Annotated in this window: 17 protein-coding genes; 15 read left to right on the top strand and 2 right to left on the bottom strand. The window is 26.8% G+C overall.

Annotated features, from left to right (window positions below):
- The first annotated feature begins 3 nt into the window (after positions 1-3).
- The 11 genes from AC11VW_RS12120 (at position 4) to AC11VW_RS12170 (ending at position 16,687) form a co-directional block, all read left to right on the top strand.
- Positions 4-2,982 (top strand): SIR2 family protein, encoded by a 2,979-nt coding sequence (locus AC11VW_RS12120; RefSeq protein WP_484301682.1) that lies wholly within the window; start codon positions 4-6, stop codon positions 2,980-2,982.
- Between the two features lie 182 nt (positions 2,983-3,164).
- On the top strand, positions 3,165-7,094 hold the full coding sequence (locus AC11VW_RS12125; RefSeq protein ID WP_484301683.1) for an AAA domain-containing protein: 3,930 nt from the start codon (positions 3,165-3,167) through the stop codon (positions 7,092-7,094).
- 199 nt (positions 7,095-7,293) lie between these two features.
- Complete coding sequence (locus tag AC11VW_RS12130; protein WP_484301684.1) at positions 7,294-10,224, top strand: DEAD/DEAH box helicase family protein; 2,931 nt, start codon at positions 7,294-7,296, stop codon at positions 10,222-10,224.
- Positions 10,225-10,406: 182 nt separating this feature from the next.
- Positions 10,407-10,565, top strand: coding sequence for a hypothetical protein (locus tag AC11VW_RS12135; RefSeq protein ID WP_484301685.1), 159 nt, complete (start codon positions 10,407-10,409; stop codon positions 10,563-10,565).
- A 30-nt stretch (positions 10,566-10,595) separates the two neighbouring features.
- Positions 10,596-10,760, top strand: coding sequence for a hypothetical protein (locus AC11VW_RS12140; RefSeq protein WP_484301686.1), 165 nt, complete (start codon positions 10,596-10,598; stop codon positions 10,758-10,760).
- A gap of 526 nt (positions 10,761-11,286) precedes the next feature.
- On the top strand, positions 11,287-12,033 hold the full coding sequence (locus tag AC11VW_RS12145) for a nitroreductase family protein (protein WP_484301687.1): 747 nt from the start codon (positions 11,287-11,289) through the stop codon (positions 12,031-12,033).
- 209 nt (positions 12,034-12,242) lie between these two features.
- Positions 12,243-13,286, top strand: a complete 1,044-nt coding sequence (locus AC11VW_RS12150) for an ADP-ribosylglycohydrolase family protein (RefSeq protein ID WP_484301688.1) — start codon at positions 12,243-12,245, stop codon at positions 13,284-13,286.
- 22 nt (positions 13,287-13,308) lie between these two features.
- Positions 13,309-13,956 (top strand): hypothetical protein, encoded by a 648-nt coding sequence (locus AC11VW_RS12155; RefSeq protein ID WP_484301689.1) that lies wholly within the window; start codon positions 13,309-13,311, stop codon positions 13,954-13,956.
- 399 nt (positions 13,957-14,355) lie between these two features.
- Positions 14,356-14,748, top strand: a complete 393-nt coding sequence (locus AC11VW_RS12160) for a GntR family transcriptional regulator (protein ID WP_484301690.1) — start codon at positions 14,356-14,358, stop codon at positions 14,746-14,748.
- A gap of 14 nt (positions 14,749-14,762) precedes the next feature.
- On the top strand, positions 14,763-16,160 hold the full coding sequence (locus AC11VW_RS12165; protein ID WP_484301691.1) for a PH domain-containing protein: 1,398 nt from the start codon (positions 14,763-14,765) through the stop codon (positions 16,158-16,160).
- A gap of 113 nt (positions 16,161-16,273) precedes the next feature.
- On the top strand, positions 16,274-16,687 hold the full coding sequence (locus AC11VW_RS12170) for a peptide deformylase (protein ID WP_484301692.1): 414 nt from the start codon (positions 16,274-16,276) through the stop codon (positions 16,685-16,687).
- Between the two features lie 38 nt (positions 16,688-16,725).
- Here the strand turns inward: AC11VW_RS12170 and AC11VW_RS12175 are convergent, their stop codons facing one another.
- Entirely contained in the window at positions 16,726-16,887 is a 162-nt protein-coding gene (locus AC11VW_RS12175) for a hypothetical protein (protein ID WP_484301693.1), read from the bottom strand.
- Between the two features lie 19 nt (positions 16,888-16,906).
- On the opposite strand from AC11VW_RS12175, the gene AC11VW_RS12180 reads away from it, so the two are divergent.
- Positions 16,907-17,254, top strand: coding sequence for a DUF559 domain-containing protein (locus AC11VW_RS12180; protein ID WP_484301734.1), 348 nt, complete (start codon positions 16,907-16,909; stop codon positions 17,252-17,254).
- A gap of 458 nt (positions 17,255-17,712) precedes the next feature.
- Here the strand turns inward: AC11VW_RS12180 and AC11VW_RS12185 are convergent, their stop codons facing one another.
- Entirely contained in the window at positions 17,713-18,549 is an 837-nt protein-coding gene (locus AC11VW_RS12185; protein ID WP_484301694.1) for a cupin domain-containing protein, read from the bottom strand.
- 185 nt (positions 18,550-18,734) lie between these two features.
- On the opposite strand from AC11VW_RS12185, the gene kynU reads away from it, so the two are divergent.
- The 3 genes from kynU (at position 18,735) to AC11VW_RS12200 (ending at position 23,462) form a co-directional block, all read left to right on the top strand.
- Positions 18,735-20,018, top strand: coding sequence for a kynureninase (gene kynU / locus AC11VW_RS12190; protein ID WP_484301695.1), 1,284 nt, complete (start codon positions 18,735-18,737; stop codon positions 20,016-20,018).
- Positions 20,019-20,094: 76 nt separating this feature from the next.
- On the top strand, positions 20,095-21,435 hold the full coding sequence (locus tag AC11VW_RS12195; protein WP_484301696.1) for an APC family permease: 1,341 nt from the start codon (positions 20,095-20,097) through the stop codon (positions 21,433-21,435).
- Positions 21,436-21,914: 479 nt separating this feature from the next.
- Complete coding sequence (locus AC11VW_RS12200) at positions 21,915-23,462, top strand: diguanylate cyclase (RefSeq protein WP_484301697.1); 1,548 nt, start codon at positions 21,915-21,917, stop codon at positions 23,460-23,462.
- The last annotated feature ends 101 nt before the right edge of the window (positions 23,463-23,563 follow it).

Genomic DNA, 23,563 nt, shown 5'->3' on the forward strand with positions numbered 1-23,563 from the left:
TTTATGGATATACATACGTTAGAATCTATAAGAAGAATAAAAGAAGCTTCAAAAAATGGAAAGCTTGTAATGTTTGTTGGTGCTGGGGTATCGGCTTTGTCAGGATACCCAAGTTGGGGAGGATTAATAGAAAAATTAGATTTAAGTAGAGAAAAAAATGGATACTACTCTGATGAGGACTATCTTACTATACCACAAAAATATTACAATTCTAGGGGACATAAAGAATACTACGATATAATAAAGCAAACTTTTGATGTAGAACTAGAACCCAATTTTATTCATGATGAAATTTTAAGGTTAAAACCTACACATATAATAACAACTAATTATGATAACTTAATAGAAAAAGCTATAACTAAAAAAGGAATGTTTTATGATGTTATATCTAGAGATAGAGATGTAGCAAATACTAAAAGTAGAAATTTTATCATAAAAATGCATGGTGAGATAGAGCATGAAAATATAGTGCTTAAAGAAGAAGATTTTATAAATTATGATAATAATTTTAAGCTTATAGAAACTTTAGTTAAATCTGTAATAGCCTCAAATTTAGTAGTATTTGCTGGATATTCAATAAAAGAAGTGAATGTAAAGAAGATATTAAGTTGGGTAAAAGAATTACAAGGTGAGAGTTTCCAGCCTACATATTGGCTATATATTGGGAGCCCTAATAGAGATAAAGATAAAATTACAAAAGAAGATTATGATTATTATAAAGGTAGAGGTATAAATATAATAGATTATAATGATTTAAAAGAAAGTGAAAATAAGATAGATAATTATGAAAATAGATATAAATTAGTATTAGATAGTATATTAAATTATGAGAAAAATAAAGAAGTACAAGGTGTTAGAGGGATTGAACATTTATATAATAAGCTATTACCTTTAAACAAACTTAATAGAGTAAGAGTAAAAGATTTAAGAGATAAAATAGGTGATGATTATATTATTGATGAAATTGGAAGGATAGACAACCTATCTGCATACTCAGAAGAAGATAGGTCTACTAATTATATTGAAAAATTTAATCAATTATATACAAAGGTTGCTAATAATGAAAAAATAGATAATAACGAAAAATACAAAACTATAGCAAATATATTTAAAAAAGGTAATATACTAGCATATATATCAAGAGAAGATAAAGAGAATATAGTATATAAATTTGATAATAACTTATGCAAAAGTGATTACTATGAATTTAACTACTTAGATATGAATGAGTCAATTATAAAAATAAATACAGATATTAATAATGACTATATCAAAGCATTTAATTTATATAAACTAGGAAGACATAAAGAATCTTATAGCCTATACTCTAATGTTTCTATTAAAGCTTTTGAAACTAAAAACTATTTACTATACTATTTATCACAAATAAATAGATATTGGGTAGGAATGTTAATTAAAGGATATAAATATAGATATGAGGAAGAATTTGTAAACAAGGTTATGTTAGATATAGAAAATATTGATTTATCTAGTTTATTTAATAGTTTACCAACAACATTTAAGAATGATTTTAAGACTCTTGAAGATATAGCTAACTTTAAATTTGTACATAATAATTTATTTAATGTGTCCAATATAGGCAAAAAAGTAGATTATAATAGAGAAAGTTATGTTGCTGAGTTTGGACTAACTAAATTAAATAAATTATTATACTTAATAAATGAAATCCTAGAATTTTTAAATGAAAATTATATTATCCTAGATGATTTTAGTGAAGTTAAACTTTTATTTACAGAATATACAAGAGTAATACTTGCAGAGTACTCATCTAAGTTTAACAAAAAATTAGTGATAAATAATACAGCAGAACTTTTTGGAACTCAAGATAAAATTAATAGGATTACAATTGATTATACAGATATACTGATTATGACTAGGTATATAGAAAATAAGGAATTAAAAAATATATTTGATAAATTTAGTATTACGATACTAGAGATTAATGACACATCAAAATGTATATCTATATTTGAAAATGTTTCAAACTATTTAATAAATATGAAATATATAGATATATATTTAAGACAAAAACTAAAGAATGAGTTAGAAAATATAGTATTTTTATTAAGATATATGAGGCTATCCACAGACGAATATATTAAAATAATCGAAGTACTGTCTGTTATAGATGAATCAATTTTATCTATGAATGATAAAATTATGTTTTTAGATAAACAGGAAGTTTATAATCAAAATAAAGATGTAAGAATAATTCATAAATTAGATGAATGGTTATATAATGAATTTTCAAACTATAATATATTGAAAAAAAACAATAATGCTAGGTATACTTCTATTGGTCAATATGTACATGTCAAAGATAGTAATTATATATCTAAGATTGATGATTTAGCAAATAGTCAAATTAATTATACTGATAATGATGAGTTGTTAAATATAATTTATTTAAGTATAGTATTATCAGAAAAAACTATAGAAAAATTAAAAAACAAAGTAATAAATAAGTTAAAAGAGGAATTTAGCTTTGATTTATTTAAGTCAGGTGTTATGTATAAGGTTATAGATAAGAGTGAAATTTTTGAAGATGACATTTATAAATATATAAAAGAATTAGAAAAAAATCGAAATACTAGTGTAAGAGTATATCCAGATGAATTTAAAGAAATATTAGAATCTATTGGTATTATTATCTTTAGAAATGAATTATCTAAAGATAAATTTAAAGAATTTATTAAATACAGTGATAAATTAAACTTTTTAATTGATCCAGATGGATTTGATTATAGTGATTTTAAAGATGAATGGATTCTAGAGTATAACAAAGTTTTTCATGAAGCTATATCAAAAACAAAAGCTGGATTGAAAGTTAAAAAAATATTAGAAAAGTACATAAGTAGTGGTCAAAGTGATAAAGAGATATTAGATTTATACTTTGAAGTATACCAAGAATTAAGGTTTATAAAGCCTAAAAAAAGAATTCGTAGGAAATTTATAAAGTGATTTAAAAGATATTATGTATAATATATAGTAGAAATCCCTAGAAATCTAGGGATTTTATTGTTTTGCATTAAATTGTATAATCTATAAACTTCATCCAAAATATTAAAAAATGAATACCACATAAAAAACATAGAATAAATAAACCTCACATGTTAATAAACTTGATATGAGAGGTGAAAAAAATGGAAGACATATTAAAGTCATACAAAGAAAGATTAATAAAAATAAGTGGAAGAAACAGAAGCTTATGCTGTAAAAAACTACCTAAAAAACGAGGATTTGACTTACAAAAGATAAATGAAATAAAAAACGAAGAACTTAAAAAATGGCTAATAAACAGACATGAAAAAAAGTTCAATATAATAGATGATCCATATAAACTATCAACCTCAAAATTAAGAAAAATAAAAGAAGAATTAGAAACAAAAGAAAAACTAGAAATACAAAAACTAAAGCAGAAATACTTAGATAAATTAGAATGTGAAGAATTAAAAATAAAAATAGATGAAATAAATCAAAAATATAGAAAAGTACTACAAGATGAAGAAGAAAAACTTAAAAATCAATTAGATAATATATTAGCATACACACATAGTTTAAAATCTTTATCTAAAGAAATAACAGCATTAAAGAAAGAAACAGGAAGAGATGAACTATATATAGGATATCCATTTGTAGAAGGGAAGTTTAAAGATAATTCATTTGTAAGAGCGCCACTATTTTTATTTCCAGTATCAATAAATATAAATGGGTCTACAGTATCTTTATTAAACAACGTAGATAGTCCAATATTACTAAATAAAGTGTTTATACTAGCACACAGTAAATTTAATGAAACTAAGGCATTTGATATGGAAGTTAAGTGTGAATCTCTTAATGAAGACTTTATACAAGACACCTTAAAAGAGCTAAAGAAAAATGATATCCATATAATATATGAGAATAATGAATTTGAAAAATTTAGAGAATACACAGAAAAGAATATACCAAATTATAATATAGGCACATTATTTATAAAAAACTATACTGTTTTAGGACAGTTTCCTATATCAAACTCTATATACACAGATTATGAATGTTTAGAAGGTAAAGATAAAGGTCAATTATTAAAAGATTTATTACATACTAAAAATAATGTAAGTATCGGAGATTATGAAATAAAAGAAGAACATGGTAAGTTATCTTTTAGTGAAAAAGACTTATATTTTGTGTCTAATTTAGATTATAGTCAAGAAAAGGCTGTTAAAAAAGCTAGTGAATCTAAAAATTTAGTAATCTATGGTCCACCAGGTACTGGTAAATCTCAAACTATTGTTAATATAATAGCTGATGCATTGGCAAAGAATAAAAGGGTTTTAATGGTGTCACAAAAAAAGGCAGCACTAGATGTTATTTATAATAGGTTAGGGCCATTAAATAGTAAAGCTATAATAGTACATGATGCTAATAAAGATAAAAAGGCTTTTTACGAGAAAATAAAAAATGCTTTAGAAGATGTAAAAGTAAATGATATGAACTTAGAAAATAATATAAGCTTAAATGCTGAAATAATAGATGAACATATACAAATGCTAGAGTCTTTGGCAAAGGTATTAAATGAAAAAAGAGATTATGGTATATCACTTCAAGAGATGTATGCAATTAGTAGTGATATAGTATCTAAAGAAGATTATAGGTATGAAGAATTTTTAAAGTTTAGAAGAAAAAATAGTTTTAAAAGTTATAAGTATCAACAATTAAATGAAGTAGTTAATAATTTAGATGATACAAAGTTAAGTGCATTTATAAATTACGAAGATATGAGAATTAAAAATTCTTATATAGAAGATATAAATTATAAAATGAATTTTATGGATATAGATGAGCTTATTAGAAATATAAAAGAGTCTAGAAAATCTATAAATATGATAATGCATAAGAGAGATTCTAATAAACAAATCTATGATAGTATAATGCTTATGTTTGAAGGTAAAGAAATTAATTTAGAAGAAAAAAGAGTATTAGATTTTGCTAAGGATTTAAATAGTAAAAATAATGGTTATATTTTGCAAAAATTAAACAATGGTAGATGGTGGAGTGTTTTTTATTGGAGAGATTATTCTAAGAATAAGAAACAGGAAGAGGAAAATAAGCTTTTATATATGCAAAAGGAAAATGAAATATGTAATAAATCATTAGAGATATACAGGGATATTTTAAAGATATTAAATGAATTAAGTATAGTTAAAAAAGCTATTAATGAAAGAGCTTATAATACAGTTGTTCAAGAATTTTTAAAGTGCAAAGATTTAACTAAGCACTTTGAAAGTATTATAGAAGCTTTAAACTTTGTAGAAAAGCATAGAAAGGATTTAGAAATAGTTTCAACTTTTAATAAGTTAGAAAAGCATATACTCACTCATTGTTATGATAGAAATAAAGATAATTATAAAAAGAATTTAAATAATTTAGTGGAGTTTATTACATTAGATCATATACATGAAATTGAAAAAGAAAATAAAGTTGAAGAAAACTTGAAAAGAATAGATAAGTTTAATGATATAGTAAATAAAATTAAGAGTACTATAGAAAAGAAAAAAGAGTTAACTGGTGAATATATATTAAATAAAGGATATAAAAACACATATAAAGTTACTTTACACAAAACATATAAGGATTTCAAACATCAAGCTAATAAAAAAAGAGCTTTATATCCGATAAGAAAATATATAGAAATCTATGATAAGTTGCTTTTAGATATATTCCCTTGTTTTTTACTTAGTCCAGAAACTGTATCAGAGATAATGCCTTTAAAGAAGGAATTATTTGATATGGTAATATTTGATGAAGCTTCACAGATGTATGTAGAAAATGCAATACCATCTATATTTAGAGCTAAAGGGGTAATTGTAGCAGGTGATGATAAACAATTAAGACCATCATCAACTTTTTCATCTAGATATATAGAAGAAATTGATGATGATGATGAGGAAAATAGAGAGAAATTAGCTGCTTTAGAGGAAGAAAGCTTATTAGATTTAGCTAAAATTAATTATGATAATGTACATCTTACTTACCATTACCGTTCACAAAGTGAAGAGTTAATAAATTTTTCAAATTATGCTTTTTATGATGGGAGGCTTCAAATAGCTCCTAATGTATGTGAAAATAATGATTATGGATTGCCTATTGAAAGAATCAAAGTTGATGATGGTATGTGGGAAAATAATGAGAATATAAAAGAAGCTGAGGAAGTTATTGATTTAGTAGGTAAGTTATTTAAGGAAAGAAAAAATAAGGATACTATAGGTATAATTACTTTTAATAAAAAGCAACAGGATTTAATTGAAGATTTACTAGAAAAAAGAGCTCAAGAAGATGATGAGTTTAAAAAGGTATATATAGAAGAAATAGATAGAGTTGATAATGATGAGGACGTAAGTTTATTTGTTAAAAATATTGAAAATGTGCAAGGTGATGAAAGAGATATAATAATATTTTCAACGGCCTATGCTAAAAATGTAAATGGTAGAGTGTCAAGCAACTTTGGGACATTAAATCACGACGGTGGAGAAAATAGATTAAATGTTGCTATAAGTAGAGCAAAGAAAAAGATATATGTAGTTACATCTATAGAGCCTGAAGAAATTTTAGTTAAAAATCCTAACAATAAGGGTGCTAAATTATTGAAGAAGTATTTGCAGTATGTAAGAGCTGTTTCAAATGATAATAAAGAAGAACAAAGATTTATACTAAATGGTTTACTTGATACTTCTATAAAAAGTAATGGCTTAAGAAGAGATTATGATAGTGATTTTGAAGCAGAAGTTTATGATGAGTTGGTTAAGAGGGGATATGAAGTTCATACTCAAGTAGGGGTATCTGGATATAAAATAGACTTAGCTATTTATGATAAGAAAAATTCAAAGTATGTACTTGGAATTGAATGTGATGGAGCTACGTATCATAGTTCTAAGTCTGCAAGAGAAAGAGATATTCATAGACAACAGTATTTAGAGTCTAGAGGATGGATGATATGTAGAATTTGGAGTAGGCATTGGTGGAGAAATCCTAAGTGTGAGATAGATAAGATAGATAAGTTAATTAAGTGTGTATCTAAAAGATGTCGTTAAATACGGCATTTTTTTTGCTTAAATACAGATAAATCGATTTAGATATTTACTGGCTTAAAGAAAAATAAAAAGATTACTAAAAGTAATGGAAGTGGCTGGAATGTAGAGATATCTAGAAAGTAAATGTATTATAGGATATAATAGTACATATTGGAAAAAAATAGTAAAAATATTTATGAATATTAGTAAGGAGAAATATATGGGGATAGGATATGATTTTGCAGGAAAGGTACAAGTTTCAGAGTCTAGCAATCCTAGAAGTTTGTATGTTCATCAAAAAGAAGCTATAAAAGCTTTAACAGAGGGAAGTAAGGAAGATATATTTAAGTCATTATTAGTTATTCCAACAGGTGGAGGAAAGACTTTTACATCTGTTTATTGGGTATTAAAAGAAATTATAAATAATAATAAGAAAGTTTTATGGTTAGCACATAGACACGAACTTTTAAATCAAACACTTAAAACGGCAGCTCAAAGTGCATATAAAGATGTTTTACCAAATAGAGCTGAATTTTCATATAGAATTATTTCAGGATCATCGGCACATGATAACCCTGTTAATATAGATAAAGATGATGATTTCATTATAGCGAGTAAAGACAGTTTAAATTATAATAAAGAATACTTGAAAATGTGGTTAGACAATAATAAAGATAATGTATGTTTGATAATAGATGAAGCACACCATGCAACTGCAAAGACATATAGAAATATAATAAATATGGTTGAGGATACATGTCAAAATAATTTAAAGATAATAGGTCTTACAGCAACACCTATGAGAACTAATGAAAAAGAAAAAGGATTCCTAGGTAAAATATTTACAGATGGAATTTGCTATAGTGTAGATTTAAAAACGCTTATCAATAATGGAATACTATCAAAGCCTATAATTAGAGATTTAAAGACAGCGTTTAAAATGAAAAGAGAGCTTAACAATAATGAACTAAATGCTTTACGAAATTTTAGGAATTTACCAGATACAATAGCTAAAGATATTGCAATAAATAAGGAAAGAAATAGTTTTATAGTTAATAATTATATAGAGAATAAAGATGAGTATGGAAAGTGTCTAGTATTTGCAGTTAATATAGACCATGCAATAGCTTTAAATGCTCTATTTAATAATAAGGGAGTAAAAAGTGATTTTGTAGTTTCTAGTATAAAAGATGGTATAACTGGAGTTAGTATAAGTACAGAAGAAAATGAAAGAAAGATTGAAGATTTTAGAAACAATAAATTAGATATACTAGTAAATGTTAATATACTAACAGAAGGTACTGATATACCAGATATACAAACAGTATTTTTAACTAGACCAACAACTTCATCTATACTTATGAATCAGATGATTGGTAGAGGTCTTAGAGGTGAAAGAGCTGGTGGAACAGAAGACGCATATGTAGTAAGTTTTATAGATGACTGGCAATATAGAATAAATTGGGTTAGCCCTAAAAATTTACTAAGTTTCGGAGATTTCGATGAGAGTACAAAGGGTGATAAAAGATATCTTTCAACAACACTAGTTCCTATCAAGATGATAGAAGAGTTTGCAAAACTTATGGATTCATCTATTGAAAAGAAAAAAATAGGATGTAATTACTTAGACTTAGTACCACTAGGATCATATTATTTTAATATATTTGATGAAGACGAAGATATAGATAAAAACTGTGAAGTTTTAGTTTTTGATAATTTGAAACAACCTTATGAACAATTGATAGAAAACTTAGATTATATATTTAAGAAGTTTAATGTTATAGACAATAAAGTTACAGAAGAAAAGTTAAATCAAATGTATGATTATATTTTGAGTGAAATATTTGAAGGATATGATTTAGATATAGGATTCAATGAAGAAGATATAAAAGATATTTTAAGATATTATGAACTAACAGGAGAATATCCAGAGTTTATACCTTTTGAAGGAAGAGAAGATTTTGATATATCAAAGTTAGTAGATGAGATTCTAGAGAAAAGATTTAATAGGATAGAAGAAGCTGAATATATAAGAAATAAATGGGAAGATAAATCACTAGGTTGGAATATATATTTCAATGATGATTTTACATTATTTAATAGTGAAATAGATAGAGAAATTAGAAATAGATTTGCAAAACAAAGTACAAAAGCTCCAGTTGTTAAGCAAAATCCAATAGATTTTAAAAAATTAAGTATGTATCAAATAAAGAAATTAGATATAAATCTATGGAGAGAAATATCTGACGCTGTTTACAATAAGCATAAAGATGAAGAGGATTATTATAACAGCGCTAGTGGAGGATATAGAAGTAAAAATAAAAGGTACTTCCAAATAGATCATATAAAACCACTTTCTAAGGGTGGATTAACTGAAGTTGATAATTTACAACTTTTAACTAGATGGGAAAATACTATAAAAGGAAATAAGTTAGATTTTAGATTTGAAAATCTAGATACTGAATACAAGGAAGAAGCATTAATAGAATGCTATTATAGTGCAGATCAAAAAAAGGCACAAGAAATTATAAAAGTACTTCTAAAAGAAAATGAAGAAGATATAACAGCATTGAATTTTAGAGCTAAAATACAGTTTGACAATGAAAAATATACAGGAGCAATAAAAACATCAAATCAAGTATTAGAGATTGAGGAAGATAATATTTATGCGCTTTATACCAAAGCTGATTGTTATTTAAAACAAGAGAAATACGAAAAAGCTATGGAAGTGGCAGAGTATATAACAGAAGTTTATGAAAATCAAAGTGATGCATTTATAATATTAGGCGATTGTTGTTATGAGTTAAGAAAATATAATATTGCAATTAACTATTATCATAATGCATTAGATATAGATAGTGATATTCATTGGGCTAATTTTAGATTAGGATGGATATATGCTAGAAATAGAAGATATGATTTATCAAATCAGTATTATTTAAAAGCATCACAATTAGATGATGAGTGTTCTCAATCATTAAATAATATAGGGTGTAATTTCCTAAAAGTTAATGAATATGAGCAGGCATTAAAATATTATGAAATGGCTATAGACATAGAATCAGAAGAATTAGTTTATAAGGAAAATAAAAAAACAGCATTAAAAGAATTAAAAAAATTAAATAAAGATAAAGCTAAATGTAATGCATAAATGACTTTTATAGAATATACTAATGAAAGAGTAAATTAATTGATATTATCTCTTAAATTAAATATAACATATGACTATTTTAAAGCTATAGGACATGGAGATTATTATATACAGAAATTTAATGACTAATAGTAACATACTTAGCTAAAAATATTGCAGATGAAAATAAACAAAAAATAGCTATGAAAACTTCAAAAAATAATATAGGTAAAATAATAAATAAAAATACTACTAATACTTTTGAAGTCAAAAATAATAAATCAAATAGAGTAAATCTATCAAAACAAGAAGAGAAGTTAAAAAGTAAGTTAATAAAAGAAATAGATGTATTAATAGGATAATATATTGATCATTTATGTGAACAAAAGATATTGAGAAGAAATGAATATATATATGGGAAAATATATAATGTAAAGGATGGTAGTTTAATCGAATATAAGCAAGTTACCATTAAAAAAGATGAATTTGAGGTAATTAAGGACATACCTAAAGTTGCTATTAATGAACTTATAGATAAAGGATATGTAGTAATTTAAACAGCCTTCTCAAATATGAGAGGGCTTTAATAATTTCTAAAAATAATATAAAATCTAAGGGGAGGAACGTTTTGTTTCGTAGGTGGCAAAATATTGCACAATCGGAATTGATTTTATATTTTAAAACAGAAAGAAGGGTCATTTGATAGTGTTATTACTTGAACATTTACTGAAATTAGTTCTTGCATCTTTTATAGGATTTTTGGTTGGTGTAGATTATCAGGGGGATTTCTATAGAATTTAAGTTTACAGTATTCCAATAAGACTTTACTTATTGGAATTACATAGATATAAAAACTATAGGAATGAAATAATGCTATAGTAAACTAAATAGAGGAAAATAAGTCAGACTACCCATGAAAGAGGTGGTTTTTTTACATGTAAGGAAACTATAGCACCTAATTTTATATGGATAACCTTTGAATAAAAGTAGTACCAAGGATTATAAAATTAAAAAATATAGATAATTCAAAAATAATATAATACTATTTATTATATATAAATAATAGAATTGGGGGTAATAGGTATGAATGATGTTATAAAAAATATAAATAATAGAATGTCGCTTAGAAGGTATAAAGATAAGGAAATAAGCAAAGAACATTTAGATATAATAATAGATAGTGCAATAAAAGCTCCAACGGCAGGAAATATGATGATGTACTCAATACTAAAGATAACCGATGAAAAATTAAAAGAAACTTTAAGTGAAACCTGTGACAATCAACCATTTATAAAAAATGCAAAAGTAATATTAATATTTTTAGCAGACATGCAAAAATGGTATGACTATTTTAAAATATGCAATGTAGAAAATATAAAATCTCCAGGTATGAATGATTTTATGTTAGGTGTAAATGATGCACTAATAGCTTGTCAAAATGCAGTTATTGCAGCCGAAAGCTTAGGCATTGGTACTTGTTACATAGGTGATATAATGGAAAATTATGAAAAACACAAAGAACTTTTAAACTTATCCAATTATACTTTCCCAGCAGCGATGATAACACTTGGATATTATCCAGAAAATATTAAAAGAGTTTATAGAGATAGATTCGATAAAGAATATGTTGTATTTGATAATGGATATAAGAGATTAGACGAAGATGAACTAAAAGATATGTTTAAACGTAAAGAAAAAAATATGCCAAAAACTAACACGCATGATCCGGATAACTTTGGTGAATTAATGTATAGCAGAAAAACAAGTGCAGAGTTTTCAATAGAAATGGATAGATCTATAAAAGAAGGAATAAAACACTTTACAAAATAAATAAACTATATCTGAAAAAGAAGATTAACCATATAGTTATAATTATGGGGAATGTATGCTATGGATCAAGCATTAAGATATAGAAATGGGAGATTATTAGGTAGATATTATACAAAATAAAATAGAACAGTTGATGCAAATGGAAGAACTGTTGGGAAAGGAAATCTGATAATATATTTGCTTAATGAATAATAAGAAGGTGGTAATACATGAAAAGAAAAGAGCGTTATTTAAAAGGATGCATACTAGGGGGAGCTATAGGTGATGCTTTAGGTTGGCCTGTTGAATTTATTTATTTAGATGAAATACAGGATATATACGGATTAAGGGGAATAACAAATCTAGTAAAAAATAGAAAAGGTTTAGCAGAAATAACAGACGACACACAAATGACTATATTTACAGCAGAAGGAATACTTAGAGCACACTCGCGCGGAAATCAAAAAGGAATATGCCACCCACCATCAGTAGTTTACTATGCCTACCTAAGATGGCTATATACTCAAGATAAAATACAAAGATATGATAAATGGATGTACAATAGTTATCTATTAAATTATGATGAACTATTTGAAGATAGAGCAGCAGGTAGATCTTGCTTAACTGCACTTAGAAGTGGGAAAATGGGAAGTATAGAAGAACCAATCAACAACAGTAAAGGTTGTGGTGGAGTCATGAGAGTAGCTCCTATAGGGTTACTATTTAACAAGGAAAAAGCTTTTAAAATAGGATGTGAATGCGCTGCTATAACTCATGGACATCCAAGTGGATATCTATCAGCAGGAATGCTATCTTGTATAATTGCATGTATTATAGAAGGAATGGGAATTGTAGAGGCAGTAAAATATTCTATAGATATAGCTAAGAACTTCAAAGGTAGCGAGGAAAGTATAGATATAATTGAAAAAGCTATGAATCTGGTAGATAGTAATCTATCAGATAGTGATGCAATAGAAAGGATCGGAGGGGGATGGGTAGGAGAAGAAGCTTTAGCAATAGCAACATACAGTTCTATAAAATATAAAGATGATTTTAAGGAAGGTTTAATTTGTTCAGTAAATCATGACGGGGATAGTGACAGTACTGGGGCTATAACAGGAAATATATTAGGTGCATATATAGGAATAGAAGGTATACCGACAAGTTGGGTAAAATGTATTGAATTAAAAGATTTATTAGAGAAAATATCAGTAGATTTATTAATTAGGTATGAGGAAAATGATGAATGGATAGAAAAATATCCAGGATACTAATATAAGACCGGGGGAATGTAATATGGAATTTGCAAAGGAGTTAATAGATGTAATAAAAGAAGATTATGATATACCTAAATATAAATGTGAAGTGGTTGTAGATACTTTGTTATCTATGTTTAGTGTGGAGGAAATAGTAAACAAATGTGGGTTTGATGGAAAAGAAGAAGGAATAAAATTTGTAGCAAAAGAATTTCCTTTTAAGTATGAGAATAGTAATCAATCATTTAATATAGATTATTTATTAATAAATGAAGTTAAAAAGACATTATATTTAGTTGAACTTAAAACAACAAAAACTATATGTACGAAACAAATGGAAAAATATTTAGAAGTTATAAAGAAAATTAAAGACAAGAAAAGTGCAGAATTTTTAATGGATGATTTTAATAAAATAAAAGCAAATTCAAACAAGAAAAAGAAATATCAAAACTATGAGGATAAATATCTAAAAAAACTAAATGACAAAAGAGCATTCAAAGAAATAGACAATGTAGAATTAATATACATTTCACCAGAAGATGAAAATGTAACCAATTTATGTAGAAAGAAATATGTAAAAAATATAACATTTAAAAATTTATATGAAGATATGAAATTTAATAAAGAAGATGAAAATGCTAAGTGGAATAATATTAAGGATATTTTTGAATTTATAGATACTAAATAGTTAATTATTAAAAAATGAATATCACATAAAAAAATATAGAATAAATAAACCTCACATGTTAATAAACTTGATATGAGAGGTGAAAGAAATGGAAGATATATTAAAGCCATACAAAGAAAGACTAATAAAAATAAGTGGAAGAAATAGAAGCCTATGCTGCAAAAAACTACCTAAAAAACGCGGATTTGACTTACAAAAGATAAACTAGAAATACAAAAACTAAAAGAGAAATACTTAGATAAATTAGAATGTGAAGAGTTAAAAATAAAAGTAGATGAAATAAATCAAAAAATAGAATATGGAAAAGTATTGAAACAAAGTATTATTTGTATTATTATATATAATACAAATAATACTTTGTTTTTGATTGCAAATTATTTTAAAATTGAGGTGATTTTAATGATTATTAATTTGAATTTTGAAGGTGAAGTTCCTATTTATTTACAACTTAGAAATGAGATTGTAATAGGAATTGGTAAGGGGGAATTTATTCAGGGAGAAGGTATTCCTACTGTTAGACAGATGGCTGAGGATTTAGGGATTAATCCTATGACTGTTAATAAGGCTTACGGCCTTTTAAAAAGAGAAGGTTTTATCACAATTGATAGAAGACATGGGGCTAAGGTTAATTTACTTTCTGGTGGAAAGTTAGAGTTTAAGGAAAAGCTAGAGGAAGACTTGAATTTAGTTATATCCGAGGCGAGTATCAAAGGGGTAGAAAAAAAAGAGTTTATGGATATGTGTGAGAATATATTTAGTCTGATGAAAGGTGTGTCGTTAGATAATAAATAGGGGGAATAAAGTATATGATGAATTTTATCTTAATGCCTGCATTTGTCATGATTACAATTGTGGTTTATGTTACAATGAAGAGTGCAACTAAACCAAGAAGAAATATCTTATTTGGAGTTACCCTTCCAACTCAAGCTTTATGTGATGATGATGTTTTAAAGATGATTGATGATTATAAAAACAAAATCAATATATGTAATTTAGTAGTTGTATTAACTGGATTACCAACATTTTTTATAAATAAGGAAGTTTTATCAATAGTATATTTTATTATATGGAGCCTAGTTGTGGCAGAATGGTTAGTTAGGCAACCTTATGTACTTATGAATAGAAAGCTTACAAAGTTGAAAAAAGATAAAGAATGGTTTATTGGCGAAAAAAGAGCTGTAAATATGGATACTAAGATAAGTAAGTTAAAAGATAAGATGCCTTTACCTGATAAGTATATGATTATACCTTTTGGTATATCTTTGATTCCACTTATTATATCTATAGTTAAGTATGATGAAGATTTAAAGTATACAACTTTTATAGCATTTATATTAATAGGTATATTAATATTATTATATTTTGTAGGATTTAAAGGAAGTAATAAGATTAGATTAAAAGTATATAGCCAAAATAGTGATATTAATTATATATTGAATAAAGAAGAAAAATACTTAAATTCAATTGTTTGTTTTATTACATCTCTAACTTCAAGTATAGTTTTCTTGTTTACATATTTATTAATATTTGAAGTTATTAATATAAGTTATTACTTTATAACTATTATAGCTATTTTAGGCTCTATAATTACTTTTGTAGGATTTATTTATACTAATAATAGAATAAAAAGTTTAGAAGAAGAGCTACTTAAAATGGATAAGGAAATTATTTATACAGATGACGATGAGTATTGGATAGATGGATATAAATATTATAATGAAAATGATTGTAATTCAAAAGTAAGCCCTAGATTTGGATTTAATGTATATACTTATAATTTAGCTACTAAAAAAGGTAAATTATCATATTATTCAGGACTTATAATATGTGCAGTGCTTTTGATGCCGTTATTTTTTAATTTATTAAGTATGGAATTTACTAATCATAAGATTAATATATCAAATGAAAGTGTAAGTGTTGATTATCCTTCTTATGATTATGAATTTAGTGAAAGTGATATAGAAGAAATTAAGTTAGTAGATGAGGTTAGTTTTGGGCTGAGAACCAACGGTATAGGTACTGATGAATATAGTAGAGGTAATTTTAAATCTGTAGAATATGGAAAATGTAGAGTATATATTTATAATAAGAGTAAACCATATATTATTGTAAAATTGAAAAATAACTATTTTATATATAACGAAAAAACTAAAGATGAGACTATGAATGTATATAATCAGTTACAAGAGTTAATAAAGAATTAATTTTAATCTTTTTATTTATCAAATATTCTATTGAGATTAATAACTAGTATATTGAATTGATAATATAATAAACTGATATTAATTCAGACAAATAAATTAGAAAGGTTGGAAGAATGATGATAAGAACAGTTGTAAAAGATACATCATTTTTAGAACAAAAATCAGAACTTGCAACGAAAGAAGATGTAGAAGTTATTAATGATTTAATCGATACATTAAGAGCAAATTTAGATCATTGTGTAGGTATGGCAGCTAATATGATAGGAGTAAAAAAACGTATACTGGTATTTAGTGCAGGTAATATTATAGTTCCTATGGTAAATCCAGTTATACTAAAAAAAGAGAATCCTTATGAGGCACAAGAAAGTTGTCTATCTTTAACTGGTTCTAGAAAAACAACGAGATATGAAACAATAGAGGTACAATATCTAGATATAAATTTCAAGAAGCATAAACAAGTATTTACAGGATTTACTGCACAGATTATTCAGCATGAAGTAGATCATTTCGAAGGTATAATAATCTAATAGATAATATAGCACCGAGGGATGCAATTATTGTAGATTTATAGAGCAAAGAAAAAGATATATGTAGTTACATCTGTAGAACCTGAAGATTTTTCAGTTGAGAATTCTAAAAATAATGGTCCAAAGTTATTTAAGAAGTATTTACAGTATGTAAGAGCTGTTTCAAATGATAATAAAGAAGAACAAAGATTTATACTCAATGGTTTACTGCATACTTATATAAAGAGTAATAGCTTAAGAAGAGATCATGATAGTGATTTTGAAGCAGAAGTTTATGATGAGTTGGTTAAGAGAGGATATGAAGTTCATACTCAAGTAGGGGTGTCAGGATATAAAATAGACTTAGCTATTTATGATAAGGAAAATTCAAAGTATGTACTTGGAATTGAATGTGATGGTGCTACTTATCATAGTTCTAAGTCTGCAAGAGAAAGAGATATTCATAGACAACAGTATTTAGAGTCTAGGGGATGGATGATATGTAGGATTTGGAGTAGGCATTGGTGGAGAAATCCTAAGTGTGAAATTGATAAAGTAGATAAGTTAATTAAGTATGTATATAATTAGAGAAATAAGAAGAAAATTAGACTATAAAGCTCTCAATATATGAGGGCTTTTGTGATATAATCAAATAAAATGGCAATTAAAAAAACATGAAACTATAGATACAAAAATATAACTAGATGCAAGTAAATAATAAAAAATTAACTGATATTAAAATAGTACAGGAGGTACAAACAAGAGAACGCTAATAGCAGACGCTCCAAGTTCTACATATAAATTTTTTTTATTGCTTATAATAATCCCTTGCACAATAAATAGCATTAGAAACCATAAGAAAAGTCAAACCAAAATATCTTCACTATATTAATTTTTACCATATGCAAGTATTTACTAATTCAGCTAATCTATACATCGACTAAAAGGGTGTAAATCCAATACAGTATTTTTTTCCTGTATCTACTTTAAGGGGTTCAGTTCAATCATTTTTAAGGCTCTTTTCTTAAGATTTATGTTTTCTAAAATTATAATCTGGATTCAAATGGTGAATGAACCCATAAGAGCTCACAGGGTTTAGTTCCAGTATTTATCCAATTATGATAATCGAATGATTTAAAATACATTGAGTCGCCTTTCTTAAGCTTATAGACATCATTATGATTTAATGTTATTTCTATTTTACCCGATAGTATATATATAAATTCTTCACCATGATGTCTGTGTGTTTCAGAATTACTACCAGGTTCAATTGTATAAAACATGGAATCAAGAATGTGATTCTTTTTAGATATAAGAGATTGTATCTTAACACCTGACAAACCTATCTCAGCTATTTCTCCACATCCCTTTTTAACTACATGATTGTCATTATCCTCTTTTTCGAAAAAGTCCAAAATACTTCCTCCATAAAAGTTTGCCAATTTATTTAATACCTCAAATGAAACATTTGATTGATTATTTTCTAATTTACTTAGGTATGAGTAAGATATACCTACTTGACTACTAACTTCCTCAAGTGTCATATTTAAATTTTCTCTACAAGTTTTCCATTTATCACTAATAAATTTTTTTGAATATTCCGTTGGAACAACCTTTGAGGGAGTTGGCGTTTGTGGCATATTTGATATCAACATTTTTTTTATTGCATTACTTCCCATCTTTTCTTCAAAAGAAAGCCTTTTAATTTTTTTCAAAATCTCAATATCATCAAAGCTATAAGCTCGATAATTGTTATCTTTTCTTCTTGCTATGAAAAGACCCTTTTTTTCCCAATTACGTATTGTTGTTGGTACAACATTAAGTATTTTAGCTGCCTCATTTATATTAAAAAGTAATTCATTATTACTTATATTATTTTTCATTTTAAATCCCCCCCTATGAACATTATATACATACTAAAGAGAATTAAGTAATTGTTTTAATAACTATATAAAAAGTATTTATAATATTAGGAAAAATAATGTAACAATTATTTTAATAAGTCATATAAATATATTAACAACCTTAGGAAAAATCAAAGATAAGTAAATTAAAGGGGGATATCTAAGTGTATACAAAATTTGAATTGAGTGAAGAGTTTTCAAGAAAAATGGATGCAGAAGATTCGTTGGCAGAATTTAGAAATAGGTTTTATCTTAATGAAAATGAAATTTATATGGATGGGAACTCATTAGGTCTTATGTCTAAGGATGCTGAAAAAAGCTTACATAGGGTTATAGAGGAGTGGAAAAACCTTGGTATAAACGGATGGTCAAAGGCAGATGTACCATGGTTTTATTTTTCAAAGGAATTGGCTAAACTTATGGCACCATTAGTTGGGGCGGAGGACGATGAAATCACAATTCATTCATCAACAACAGTAAATATTCATTCAGTGATATCAACATTTTTTAAACCAGAGGATAAGAAAAATAAAATATTGGTAGATTGCTTAAATTTTCCAAGTGATAGATACGCCATTGAAAGCCAATTATTGCTTAAGGGATTAGATCCCAAGGAACATCTTGTAGTTGTAGAAAGCAAAGATGGAAGAACTTATGACGAAAATCATATAGTAGAGCAAATGACAGATGATGTTGCATTAGTCATTCTCCCTTCTGTTTTTTATAGAAGCGGGCAATTATTGGATATGGAGTTTTTAACTAATGAAGCACATAAAAGAGGTATAATAATAGGTTTTGATTGCTGTCATTCTGCAGGAGCAGTACCCCATTCACTTTCGAAGTGGGGAGTTGATTTTGCTGTTTGGTGCAATTATAAATACCTTAATGTAGGACCAGGAGGACCTGCTACTATATATATAAATAAAAAACATTTTGACCGAGAACCTGGTTTAGCAGGGTGGCATGGATATGTGCATGAAAAACAGTTTGATTTACTAAATGAATTTGAATCAGCTAACAATGCAGGTGGATGGCAAATAGGAACACCTCATATGCTGAGTATGGCACCATTAGAGGGATCATTAAAGATGTATAAGGAAGCGGGAATAGAAAGGATTAGAGAGAAGTCTTTAAAAATCACTAAATATATGATGTATTTAATAGATAATGAACTATCACAATATGGATTTACAATTGGAAACCCAAGAGATGATAAGAGAAGAGGGGGGCATGTTGCACTAGAACATGATGAAGCAGTAAGAATAAATGCAGCATTAAAGGATATGGGTGTAGTACCAGACTTTAGACGCCCAAATGTTATTAGGTTAGGACCTGCTCCGCTTTATGTTTCCTATCATGATGTATGGGTTGTAATTCAAAAAATCAAGGAGATAATGGATAAAAAAATATTTGAAAAATATGAAAACAAAAGGGACTTTATAGCTTAACTCATAAGAATCCTATCAGCTACTATTTAAGGAAAATAGTAGCTGAATTAAAATTGAATAAATCGGGAGTGATAGAATGAGTAATAATACGAACAATAGTCAAGAGCAGAATCTTAAGAAAGTTATTGGTTTTAAAGAGGCTATGGGGATAAGCGTTGGTCAAATTATTGGTGCTGGAATTATGGCATTGACAGGTATTGGTATTGGATTAACAGGTAAGAGTATAATATTTGCATTTCCATTGTCTGCAATAGTAACATTAATAGCTATATTTCCAGCTGCATTTTTAGGTGCAACTATACCTACAACTGGAGGACTTTATAAATACTCAAGTAGATTATTATCTCCAAGATTTGGTTTGTTTTATCTTATTATTTTTATGATTAGTAATATTGCAATAGCAATTTATGCAATGTCCTTTGCTCAGTATTTTGAGGGAATTGTACCTGAAGTACCATTTAAGCTTGTTGCAATTGGAATACTTACATTCTTTTATATCTCTAATATTCTAGGTGTAAATTTTGCAGCTAAAATACAAGGAGCAATGGTTATAATATTAATTGCGGGTTTAGTTGTTTTTGTTGGATATGGAATTCCACAAGTAAACTACGATAAATTGTTTACAGAATCATTATTTACAGGTGGAGTAATGGGATTTTTTAAAGCAACAGCCCTTGTTTCCTTTGCTACTATAGGTGCACAAGTTATAACTGAGCTTGGAGGGGAGATGAAAAATCCAAAGAGAGATATACCACTAACAATTATTATATCTACAATTGGTGTTGGATTTGTGTACTCAGTTGTAGCATTAGTAGCTTCTGGGGTATTGCCAGTAGAACAAGTGGCATTTAAACCACTTACAGATGTAGCAAGAGCGGTACTTTCTAAACCATTATTCTTATTCTTTATAATTGGTGGGGCAATGATGGGTCTTGCAACTACGTTAAATGGTACATTGTCTTGGGTTACTAAAAGTGCTTTAATAGCATGTGGAGACGGATTTTTACCAAGATCACTAGGAGTAGTAAATAAAAAATATGGTACACCTCATAGATTACTAACAGTGTTTTACTTTATTGGTTTAACACCTATAATATTTAATATGTCATTAGGTCGTGTATCAATGATTGCAACTGCACTAGCATTGTTATCTTTTATATTCCCAGCATTAGCTGCTAGAAAGGTTCCACAAAAATATCCTGAATATTATGAGAAATCTTTAATGAAGATTCCACCAAAATTATTAAACGTCATTTCATATGCAGCAGCAATTGCATTGTGTACTCAAAGTATGTTGCTGATTTCAGATTTACCTAGTATGGATAAAATTGTTATAGTTGTAATTTTAGTTGTTTCAGCGGTATTCTGTAGATTAGTTAAAATTGACAATAAGACAATTTCAAATACTTTCAATTAAAATATATAAGAATAAAAGAACACTTAAATTAATTATTACAATGATGTCGTTAAATACGGCATCTTTTTTACTTAAATACAGATAAATTAAAGTGGTTGTAAATATGCTTAATAGTGGCATATCTATTAAATGAAAGGAAGAATAAAGTTGAAGATTTATGTAAAGCTTGACAGTGGAAGAAGCTTTAAAATATTGGCACCAATAGGTATTGTGAAGGACAGTAGTATATTTATGATAAAGTAGCAATTCTTAACATAGGTGTATACTTGTTTGGAATTTATAACAATGTTATTATATTATGTAGTAATTTTAATTTGAATAATAAAATCAATATAAGGAAATTGTAGAAATAATCAGGAAATATAAAGATATTTCCATTAACATTATAAGCTATCTTATAAATACTGAATCTAGGAATCTGTGTAAAATTAAATTTCAATATTGTATCAAAATTTAGAGGTTGTTAGGAGTTAGATAAAATGTATAAAAGTATATTTCAATATAAAGATATTTCTAAGAATATAAGAAAAAGATATATATTTGCTCTAAGTGTAATCGTATTTGCTCTTATATTCAGCCAGATTGTAATACAATATCAGCTATATGCAGAAAAAAATCAGTCAAGGGTTGTAAATATTTCGGGAAGGCAAAGAATGCTTAGTCAGAGGATTTCTAAGGATGTATATGCCATATACCTATCTAAAGATAAGAAAACAAAGGATTTTTATCTTAATGAATTAAAGTTATCTGTAAATATGTGGGAAAAATCAAATAATGATCTTAAAGTTGGAAATCCAAAAGAAGGTCTTCCAGGAAATAATAGTAGTAAAATAATGGAACTTTTTTCGGAAATTGAAATAAACCATGAGGAAATGTTGAATGCAGCTTATGCTATAATAGCTATGCTTGAAAGCGAAAGTTACAGTAACGGATTGCTAAGGGATAAAATAAAAATAATTGAGAGTAATGAAGGACAGTTCCTTGAAGGGATGAATAATATAGTTTTTCAATACGATTTGGAATCTAAAGAAAAAATAAAACTAATAAAGAACACAGAATTATTTTTGTTATTTTTAACGTTAATAGTAATTTTACTAGAAGCATTATTTATATTTATACCAGCAGAAAAAAGTTTATCAAAAGCTTTTAAAGAAATAATGGTGAGTGGTGAGAATTTAATAAAATTATTTCAAACCGCACCTGTGGCCTTGTTTCTTATTGATGAAAAAACTTCCCAGGTATTACTTATGAACAAGCAAGCTGAAGAGTTTGCACATGTAAATAATATTGATAATAAATCCGTGAAGTTTGAAAATGTTATAGAAGGTCAAGCTGATAATTATGATAAAATTCTTGAAAAAATTAAAATTAATGAAAAAATAGAAGATTTGGAAGTGATTTTTCGTGTAAATGAAAGCGAAAAGATTGTTGCTCTTCTTTCATCTGTAAAAATTTATTTTAATAAAAAAGCTTCAATTTTAATTGGGTTATCAGATATTACCGAGCAGAAACAGGAAGAGGAAGTGTTGAGAACAATTGCTATTACAGACAGATTAACAGGTTTGTATAATCGCTATTTTTTTGAAATAAGAATAATACAAGAAATCGAACGTTCAGATTGTTATAATGATCCAATTTCTTTGATTATTTTTGATTTGGATAAATTTAAGCGAGTAAACGACACATGGGGACATCCAGTAGGAGATGAAATCATAAAACAAACTGCTATAATAACAAGCAGCATAATACGCAAGTCGGATTTGATGATTAGATTAGGTGGTGAAGAGTTTGCAGTACTAATGACACATACTACTATAAATGATGCAAAGGTGGTTGCAGAAAAACTTTGTGAAGCTTTGGATAAACACACACATCCTGTTGTTGGCAAATATACATGTAGTTTTGGAGTTGGAGAAAGATTAAAGGGTGAATCTTTCGAAAGCTGGTACAAAAGAGTGGACAAAGCTTTGTATGATGCTAAAAATAAAGGAAGAAATTGTGTGGTTAGTAGTAATGACTCACTATGAGAAGCCTTGGATTTTAACTAGAAAGGGTCTTAAAAAAAATGCAGATGTTCAATAATATATGACATTGAAAAAGGAATTAAACATACTTTACAAAATTTTAT

This window comes from Romboutsia sp., assembly GCF_056995035.1.